This is a genomic window from Thermovenabulum sp. (genome assembly GCF_049723235.1).
Lineage (GTDB): Bacteria > Bacillota > Thermosediminibacteria > Thermosediminibacterales > Thermosediminibacteraceae > Thermovenabulum.
In genome coordinates this window covers 1-3,973 of record NZ_JBNARB010000036.1, presented here as the reverse complement: position 1 = coordinate 3,973, position 3,973 = coordinate 1, and the positions used below count along the sequence as shown (strand labels likewise).

Sequence of the window (3,973 nt, the reverse complement as noted above, 5' to 3'; positions counted from 1 at the left end):
AATAGACCACATTGGTATCGCTGTTAAAGACCTGGAAGAAGCAAAAAAGATCTATACCGATTTATTGGGACTTGAAGTCCATGGAGAAGAAATAGTTGAGGAACAAAAGGTAAAGGTTGTGTTTATTCCAGTGGGTGACAGCGAAGTGGAACTATTAGAATCGACCGACCCCGAAGGTCCTATTGCAAAATTCATAGAAAAGAACGGCGAAGGTATACAGCATATAGCCTTCAGAGTAGATGATATTGAAAAAGCCTTAGAAGAACTAAAACAAAAGGGAGTAAGGCTAATTGATGAAAAACCAAGATATGGAGCTGGTGGAGCCAGGATTGCTTTCATCCATCCCAAAGCTACAAAAGGTGTTTTAATAGAACTTTGTGAAAGAAAATAAATAAAGGAGGAAGCAAAATAAATATGGAAAGTTTTGAACAGAAATTAGAAATTTTAAAGCAAAAAAGGAAAGAAGTCGAGCTCGGAGGCGGAGAGAAAAAAATACAAAAACAGCATGAAAGCGGGAAGCTTACCGCAAGAGAAAGAATAGAAAAACTTTTAGACAAAGGAAGCTTCGTAGAAATCGATGCCTTTGTAGAGCACCGCTGCATCGACTTTGATATGGCAGACACAAAAGCCCCCGGTGAAGGCGTAGTAACGGGCTACGGCACAATAGACGGCAGGTTGGTATTTGTATTTGCCCAGGATTTCACAGTAATAGGTGGGTCTCTCGGCGAAATGCATGCAGCAAAAATAGTAAAAATAATGGATATGGCAATGAAAATGGGAGCTCCTGTAATAGGATTAAATGACTCGGGAGGCGCAAGGATTCAGGAAGGTGTGGATGCCTTAAAAGGATATGGCGAAATATTCTACAGGAACACCATAGCTTCCGGTGTAATACCCCAGATTTCAGTAATCTTAGGCCCCTGCGCAGGAGGAGCAGTATATTCTCCCGCCCTTACCGACTTTATATTCATGGTAAACGAAATGAGCAAGATGTTCATCACCGGCCCTCAGGTAATAAAAGCAGTAACCGGAGAAGATGTAAGCCCCGAGGATTTAGGTGGAGCCTTAGCCCATAACACAAAAAGCGGCGTAGCCCATTTCATGGCCAATAGCGAAGAAGAATGTTTTGAACAAATTAGAAAACTTTTATCTTATCTCCCATCGAACAACTTAGAAGACCCACCGCTGAAAGAAAGCGTTGCGGAAGGCATTAAAATACTCCCCGAGCTAAACAATGTAGTACCCGTTGACCCCAACAAACCCTATGACATGAAAGAAGTAATAAGACTAATCGTAGATGAAGGCGACTTCTTTGAAGTTCAACCCTATTACGCTCAGAACATGATAACGGGTTTTGCAAGGATAAACGGCAGGAGTGTGGGAATACTGGCCAACCAGCCAAAAGTACTTGCAGGATGTCTTGATATAAACGCCTCCGACAAAGCAGCGAGATTCGTAAGGTTCTGCGATGCTTTTAACATCCCCATTATAACCTTTACCGATACCCCCGGATATTTACCGGGAGTAGCCCAGGAACACGGCGGAATAATAAGGCACGGAGCAAAACTTTTATACGCCTACAGCGAAGCCACCGTTCCCAAAATAACGGTAATAGTAAGGAAGGCTTACGGTGGAGCATATATAGCCATGTGTTCGAGACATTTAGGTGCGGATCAAGTATTTGCATGGCCCACAGCAGAAATTGCGGTAATGGGTCCGGAAGGTGCAGCAAACATAATATTCCGGAAAGACATAGAAGAATCCTCAAACCCGGTAGAAACAAGAAAACAAAAAATAGAAGAATACCGGGATAAATTCGCCAACCCCTATCAAGCAGCAAAAAGAGGATATGTAGATGATGTAATAGAACCCGCCCACACAAGGGTAAAAATAATAAGCGCCCTTGAAATGCTCGTATCAAAACGCGAAACAAGGCCCGATAAAAAACACGGCAACATGCCTGTTTAAAAAAATACACACCAAAAGGGGGAAAAAAGATGGAAAACGTATTAATTGAATCATTAAAAGCAGCAGTTATCGGCATGGGCATAGTCATGCTATCCCTTTACTTTTTATCACTGATATTAGATGTAATGAGGTACGTATTTTACAAGCCCGAAAATGCGCAAAAAAAAACAATTGATGAACCTTCTCTAAAAAGTCCATTGGTGCTCCATGAAGAAAAGATAAATATAGCTTCTCAAGAAAATTTAGAAGAAATTGCAGCCATAACGGCAGCAATAGCTGCATATTTAGGAAAACCATTAGAATCAGTAAAGATAGGTGCTATAAGAAGAATATATGAAAAAACCCCGGTATGGGGAATAGCTGCAAGAACTAACCCAAAAAGAACCATATAAATTAACATAAATTAACCTATTAAAAAACACTATTAAGAAAGGAGAAAAAAGAAATGAAAAGATTCAGAATAACGATTAATGGAAATACCTATGAGGTAGAAGTAGAAGAACTGGGTGTGGATGCCGTCCCTGCACCCACCGTTAAAGCTGAGACACCCAAAGCTTCAGAAACTCCAAAAGTAGAAGCACCCAAAGCAGAAACAAAACCCGCAAAAGAAGCAGCCCCACAGCCGGCTCCTAAAAAATCCGTTACCGGAAAGCTTACCGTAAACGCCCCCATGCCCGGAACAATACTATCCGTAAAAGTAAAGCCCGGGACACAGGTCAAAAAAGGAGACTGCTTGATGATCCTTGAAGCCATGAAAATGGAAAATGAAATCCTTGCCCCCGAAGATGGCAAGGTAGTATCTATTGAAGTAGCGGAAGGCACTTCAGTAAATACCGGAGACCTCCTTGCAGTATTGGAATAATTACATTATACACGGGAGAGGGTGAAACTCGTTGGAAATAATAAAACTTTTTGTGGAATTCATAAAAACGACGGGCTTTGCAAATGTAACCGCGAAAGAATTAATAATGATAGGAATTTCCTGTATATTACTATACCTTGCTATCGTAAAAAAATATGAACCTTTGCTTTTGGTACCCATTAGCTTTGGAATGCTTTTAACAAATATCCCCATGGGTCATTTAATGGAACCCGGTGGATTCCTTTACTGGATATACCGGGGGGTAGAGTACGATATATTCCCACCATTGATATTTTTAGGTGTGGGAGCTATGACGGACTTTGGTCCACTAATTGCGTATCCAAAGAGCCTTCTTTTAGGAGCCGCAGCACAACTTGGAGTTTTCATAGCCTTTCTTGGTGCAGCTTTACTTGGATTTAACTTTAAAGAAGCAGCATCTATTGGAATAATAGGGGGAGCCGATGGTCCGACAGCCATTTACCTTTCCAGCAAGTTAGCTCCTCATTTGTTAGGTGCAATAGCGGTATCGGCTTATTCCTATATGGCTCTTGTGCCCATAATCCAGCCGCCCATAATGAGGTTATTGACGACGAAAAAAGAAAGAACCGTTACAATGGAACAGTTACGCCCCGTATCAAAGACGGAAAAAATAATATTCCCAATCTTAGTAACGGTTCTGGCGAGCTTTTTAGTGCCCCCTGCAACCGCATTAATAGGGTGTTTGATGCTTGGAAACCTTTTCAGGGAATGCGGTGTGGTAGACAGGCTATCAAAGACCGCCCAGAATGAACTGATAAATATCGTTACCATATTCATAGGCACAACAGTTGGGGCCACTGCTACAGCGGAAAACTTTTTAAGACTGCAAACTATAGAAATACTGATAATGGGTTTGGTAGCTTTTGCGGGAGGAACTGCAGGAGGAGTACTTCTCGGTAAACTGATGTATTTGACTTCGGGCGGTAAGGTAAATCCTCTAATAGGATCTGCCGGAGTATCAGCAGTTCCTATGGCTGCAAGGGTAGCACAGGTTGTTGCGCAGGAAGAAAAACCGGGTAATTTCATATTAATGCATGCCATGGGTCCGAATGTAGCCGGGGTTATTGGTACCGCTATAGTTGCAGGTGTGTTGCTTTCCCTTTA

At 41.9% G+C, this 3,973-nt stretch carries 5 protein-coding genes; all 5 read left to right on the top strand.

Annotated elements, in window-relative coordinates:
* Position 1 precedes the first annotated feature (1 nt).
* Positions 2 to 391, top strand: coding sequence for a methylmalonyl-CoA epimerase (gene mce / locus ACPLOV_RS11380; protein WP_424909963.1), 390 nt, complete (start codon positions 2 to 4; stop codon positions 389 to 391).
* Positions 392 to 414: 23 nt separating this feature from the next.
* Positions 415 to 1,968, top strand: a complete 1,554-nt coding sequence (locus ACPLOV_RS11375; protein ID WP_424911199.1) for an acyl-CoA carboxylase subunit beta — start codon at positions 415 to 417, stop codon at positions 1,966 to 1,968.
* A gap of 29 nt (positions 1,969 to 1,997) precedes the next feature.
* Positions 1,998 to 2,360 (top strand): OadG family protein, encoded by a 363-nt coding sequence (locus ACPLOV_RS11370; protein WP_424909961.1) that lies wholly within the window; start codon positions 1,998 to 2,000, stop codon positions 2,358 to 2,360.
* A gap of 53 nt (positions 2,361 to 2,413) precedes the next feature.
* Complete coding sequence (locus tag ACPLOV_RS11365) at positions 2,414 to 2,830, top strand: biotin/lipoyl-containing protein (protein ID WP_424911198.1); 417 nt, start codon at positions 2,414 to 2,416, stop codon at positions 2,828 to 2,830.
* Between the two features lie 37 nt (positions 2,831 to 2,867).
* Positions 2,868 to 3,973: sodium ion-translocating decarboxylase subunit beta (locus tag ACPLOV_RS11360; RefSeq protein ID WP_424909964.1), on the top strand; the 1,106-nt coding region annotated here is incomplete at its 3' end.